4 protein-coding genes are annotated in these 4,865 nt (G+C 40.6%); 1 reads left to right on the top strand and 3 read right to left on the bottom strand.

Translation table 11 applies throughout. The features are described from left to right. Positions 1–167 precede the first annotated feature (167 nt). The 3 genes from PSF27_RS20610 to tolC form a co-directional block, all read right to left on the bottom strand. Positions 168–1,331 (bottom strand): glutathionylspermidine synthase family protein, encoded by a 1,164-nt coding sequence (locus PSF27_RS20610; RefSeq protein ID WP_206083695.1) that lies wholly within the window; start codon positions 1,329–1,331, stop codon positions 168–170. A gap of 6 nt (positions 1,332–1,337) precedes the next feature. After that, the gene (locus tag PSF27_RS20605; protein WP_047755625.1) at positions 1,338–2,042 is read right to left on the bottom strand and encodes a DUF1190 family protein; all 705 of its coding nucleotides are present in this window, start codon (positions 2,040–2,042) and stop codon (positions 1,338–1,340) included. A 400-nt stretch (positions 2,043–2,442) separates the two neighbouring features. After that, entirely contained in the window at positions 2,443–3,834 is a 1,392-nt protein-coding gene (gene tolC / locus PSF27_RS20600) for an outer membrane channel protein TolC (protein WP_206083696.1), read from the bottom strand. Positions 3,835–4,143: 309 nt separating this feature from the next. Here tolC and nudF point away from each other — a divergent pair, with 309 nt between their 5' ends. After that, positions 4,144–4,782, top strand: a complete 639-nt coding sequence (nudF, locus tag PSF27_RS20595; RefSeq protein WP_206083697.1) for an ADP-ribose diphosphatase — start codon at positions 4,144–4,146, stop codon at positions 4,780–4,782. Positions 4,783–4,865: the final 83 nt, after the last annotated feature.

The following is a 4,865-nucleotide window of genomic DNA, read 5'->3' as shown; positions in this document are numbered from 1 at the left end:
CTTTGTGCTAACTCGGACTATTTAGAGGAATGCCTTCGTTGTGTTTATAGGAATATTGTCGTCATATTTCGAGCCAACCGTACGGATATTTTAGGTTGCCATATTTTTTTAAGACATAAAAAAGCCCAAAAAATCAATTGCTTGGGCTTTTGTGATCTCGCTATTGATCAGTCTATGATCGTATGTGGATAAAAGCGGGACAGATCTTGGGTGATCAGCTCTTTATCTTCACGAATACAAATTCCAGCAGGTTGATCATTTACCAACCAACTCCCGACTAAGGTATAGCTACCTTCAAATTTCGGTAATGGGTGGAATTGTTGAATAATCATCCCTTCTTCACCATATGGGCCATCCGCAGCGGCAATTTCTTTGCCATTTTCAATAATACGGATATTAGCACCTTCACGGGAAAATAGTGGTTTAATCACGTACTTATCGAGCTCTGGCTGCGTTTTACCATCCGCAAAATAGGCTGGGAGTAGGTTAGGATGATCTGGGAACATTTCCCATAACATCGGCAGCAATGCTTTGTTTGAAATAATGCTCTTCCATGCAGGCTCTAACCAGCGAACACCAGCATCTTGCAGTTTGGTAGAAAAAATTTCACGCAGCATAAATTCCCATGGATACAGCTTAAACAGATTACTGATAACCTGATCTTGCGTATCAGTGAATTCGCCTCTTTCACCTAAACCGATTTCATCGATATATAAGAACTCGGTAGCAACCCCCGCTTCGTTGGCACAGTCTTGTAAATATTGTACTGTGCCACGGTCTTCTTCTGTATCACGACAGCAAGACATATGCAGCAAACGGAAACCGTGTTGATCTTTAAGCTGAGTAAAACGCTCGATCAACTGTTCTTGAATGCTGTTAAATTGATCCGCATTTTCAGGCAGCTTACCGGCTTCAATTTGATCTTCTAACCAGATCCATTGGAAGAATGCAGATTCATATAAAGACGTTGGCGTGTCTGCGTTATTTTCCAGTAACTTAGGAGGATTAACTCCGTCGTAGGCAAGATCAAGCCTTGAATACAGTGAAGGCTGCTCACTTTTCCAAGAACTACGAACAAATTCCCAGCAGTGCTTAGGAATTTGAAAACGTGCTAGTAATTCATCACTTTCAATAACACGCTCAACCACTTTTAGGCACATTTGATGCAGTTCAGCGGTTGCATCTTCAATCTCTTCGATCTGTGCCATAGTGAATTGATAATACGCATCTTCAGACCAGTACGGCTCGCCGTACATGGTGTGAAATTCAAAACCAAACTCGGAGGCTTTTTCGCGCCAATTTGGGCGCTCAACAATGGGAACTCGTTTCATTACTGATCAACCACCCATTGAGCGGGAAGAAGAAGTTGATTTTGCAGATGAAGACGAACGTTGTGCCATCGCTTGTTTATTAACAGTGTCACCAAAACCACCACGAGTGACGGTTGATGTGGTCGGTGGCTTTGGTGCCATTGCGGTTTTTGGTACGCTCATTGAACGACCACCTGCAACCGCAGGGCCATAGCTTTTACCTGATGCATCGACAAATTTGCCGTTTGCAGGACTTGCTGGGTTTTTCGAGCTAAACAACGGCTGAGATGCTGCGCTACCGCCCATCATACGACCCATCATATAACCCATCATTAATGGCATCCACATGCTGCCGCCGCTGCTTTGTGCTTGTGCAGTTTGCTCGCCATTGGTTGAACTTGTACCTGCAAGACCTGCTTGGGCAGGGGCTTGAGTACACATAGACTCACCAAATTCAGCAATACAGTCAGCTTGTGTTGCATATTTAGGTGCAGTTTTTGCCGCTTCTTGTAATGCATTGTTATAAGCCAATGTGCACTGTTCTGCTTGAGATGGGTTCGCTTGGCTACAATCTTGTGCATTGGTATACAGAGATACCGTTTCATCGCTTTCTTCACAGGCAGAAAGCATAAATACGGCACTGACAGCAACAGCAACAGGCGCTAAACGGTATGAACGCCAAGACTTGCGGAAGGCGTTTTGATTAATATCTTTAGTACGCTTCATGGTCATGGTAATTACCCTGAATAAAATTTAAGTAAGATGTTTTATAAGTTACCTCTAGGATAGGGGATAAACGCTGAAAATTAAAGCAGAAATATAGAGGAAATAGATTGAAATTATCATTTTTGTAACTTTCTTCTCTTTTTTGAGGAAAGGTTGATTAAAACTGAAAAAGAAATGGAGTATTTCCATTGAATATCAATGAATTAATTTAAGCTTGTTTTTTGAGCTATTTAATAATAACTAAAGTGAGAATTAACTGAATTTTATAAGTGAGGGAAGGGAAAACTGTTTTAACTGATTCAATTGAAGCAAAACGAGTGATTTAGAGGGTTTTCTTTATGCTTTGATAAAAAATAACCCGCCAAAACAGCGGGTCATTCTATTTATCTAAAACTAAACGATCAAATTATTTAATTTTAGGGGCATTGGTATTACGGATAATGCTGCTTGGCTCAGTGGAAATTTCTTTACCTAAGTTAGCATTTAAGCGTGCAATGTCATCTTCGTTTAATGTGCCGCGAGCAAATTCAATATTCAGTTGGTTAATCATATAGTCATAACGTGCGTTAGACAGATTTTGCTTCGCTTGGTACAGCGCAGTTGTTGATGTTAATACGTCAACAATTGTACGTGTACCCACTTGGTAACCTGCTTCCATCGCATCTAATGAGCTTTGTGCAGACACAACCACTTGTTTGTATGCATTGATGCTACTGATAGATGAAGAGACGTTATTAAATGATGAACGAACTAACTGAACCACATTACGGTAAACACTTTCCAGTTGCTCACTCGCACCTTGGAAACCGTATTGTGCTTGTTCAACTTGTGAACTCGTTGCACCACCCGTGTATAAAGGAATGCTTAAGTTTAAGCCAATGCTGTTTTGCCCATTATAACTGTTGCTTGCACCTTTACCTGTTAAGCTATTGTTGTAACCACTACCATGGTTATAGGTATTGGTTACTGCGGTTGATGCATCAAGACTCACCGTTGGCATATGGCCTGTTTCTGCTAAACGGATATTTTCACGAGAAACGTCTTGAGCCAAACGTGCACTTAATAAGCTAAGGTTGCGCTCTTCTGCTTCTTTTAAGATAGCGTTGATGTCGCCCAACTCAGTGGTTTTAAAGCGCTCGATATTTAAAGATGCCAGTTGGTTATAGTATACACCGCTGACTTGACGCAGTTTTTCAATCGCATTTTCTAAGTCGTTACGACCTGCAACTTCTTGTGCGATAACACTATCGTAGTTTGCACGGGCGTTTTGCACGTCAGTAATCGCCACAAGGCCAACGTTAAAACGTTGAGTAACTTGGTCTAATTGGCGGTAAACCGCTTCTTTATTGGCTTCAATATAAGATAGCGCGTCAATTGCTTTTAAAACGTTAAAGTAAGCAGTTGCGGTATCTAAAATTAATTGTTGCTGGCTAGTCTGGTAAGTGACATCAGAAATCCCAGCTGTTTTTTCTTGAATCGTCAGTTGACGCCATTTCGACATGTCAAAAACAGTTTGCGTTAATTTCAGTGATGCATTTAAACCGGTACTTTCGGTGTTATTCGCATCGCGGTAACCACTACCGTAACTTGCCCCTGCGCCTAAACCTAATTGAGGTAATAATGGGCTGCGAGCTTCATTAATTTTTTCAAAAGCTTGATTACGTTCAGCTAATGATTTTCTTAACTCAGGGTTACTTTCTTTCGATTTTTGGTAAACCTGCAGTAAATCGTCTGCGTAGCTATTGGTACTGAGACCCACAAAACTCATCGCAATTAAAAGGGGAAGCAGTTTCTTCATTTTGATTCCTTGATTAAACAGCAAATTAAGTTGAGCCTGTTGCCTAAAACGTACCATGCCTAATTGAGGCCTTTGATATAAAAATATGCGTTTTAGAGACAATCATAAAAAAACAGACCCTATGTTGCTCTTAGATTTGAATAATGGCGCTTATTGTAGCAGAGGTTCGTTTGAATTCACGGTAGCCTTTTGTGCCATTTTGTCTCAATTTTATTAAACATTACCTCATCTGAGGTTAAAAAACCTTAAAAACAGTTTTAATCCACAATTATTTCCTTAAGATGGAAATCAGTGTGTTTGGAGAATGCAATGACAAATAAAATAGAACAGCCAATTAAATATGGCAAAAATGATGTTGAAATTATATCCAAGCGTAAATTATTTAACGGTTTTTTTCAAATGATGGAATACCGATTTCGCCACAAATTGTTTGCTGGTGGATGGAGTAACGAAATTTGCCGTGAAGTTTTTGAACGTGGTCACGCGGGTGTTGTTTTACCCTATGATCCGCAAACCGATAATGTTGTGCTAATTGAACAAATTCGCTTTCCAGCAATAGAAACCAGCGAAACGCCGTGGTTGCTCGAAGCCGTAGCAGGGATGATTGAAGAAAATGAATCCCCAGAAGAGGTCATTCGCCGTGAAGCAATAGAAGAAGCGGGCCTTGAGATCCGCCATGCGGAAAAAGCGCTCAGCTACCTTTCAAGCCCTGGCGGGACAACAGAGCGCATGCACGTATTTGTTGGCGAAGTCGATAGCACTCAAGCTGAAGGTATCCACGGTTTAGCCTCAGAAAACGAAGATATCAAAGTTCACGTTATTAGCAGAGAAAAGGCATACCAGTGGGTAGAAAATGGCACAATTGATAATGCAGCAACAGTCATTGCCATTCAGTGGCTACAGCTCAACTATCAAAAACTTAATGAAAAATGGATGAAACTATCTTAAAGAACAATTAATCTAGTGAAGTGTGTGCTGATTAGCAGATATTTAACTAATTACTCGTCATACTTCAATTACTCGTCATACTT

Origin of the sequence: Providencia sp. PROV129 (genome assembly GCF_028482245.1) — a bacterium.
GTDB lineage: Bacteria > Pseudomonadota > Gammaproteobacteria > Enterobacterales > Enterobacteriaceae > Providencia > Providencia vermicola.
The sequence above is the reverse complement of the archived record's forward strand: the minus strand, read 5'-3'. Positions and strand labels throughout refer to the sequence as shown.

Coding starts and splice junctions, on each gene's coding strand:
- tolC (WP_206083696.1), bottom strand. CDS start 3,834: ATGAAGAAACTGCTTCCCCTTTTAATTGCGATGAGTTTTGTGGGTCTC.
- nudF (WP_206083697.1), top strand. CDS start 4,144: ATGACAAATAAAATAGAACAGCCAATTAAATATGGCAAAAATGATGTT.
- PSF27_RS20610 (WP_206083695.1), bottom strand. CDS start 1,331: ATGAAACGAGTTCCCATTGTTGAGCGCCCAAATTGGCGCGAAAAAGCC.
- PSF27_RS20605 (WP_047755625.1), bottom strand. CDS start 2,042: ATGACCATGAAGCGTACTAAAGATATTAATCAAAACGCCTTCCGCAAG.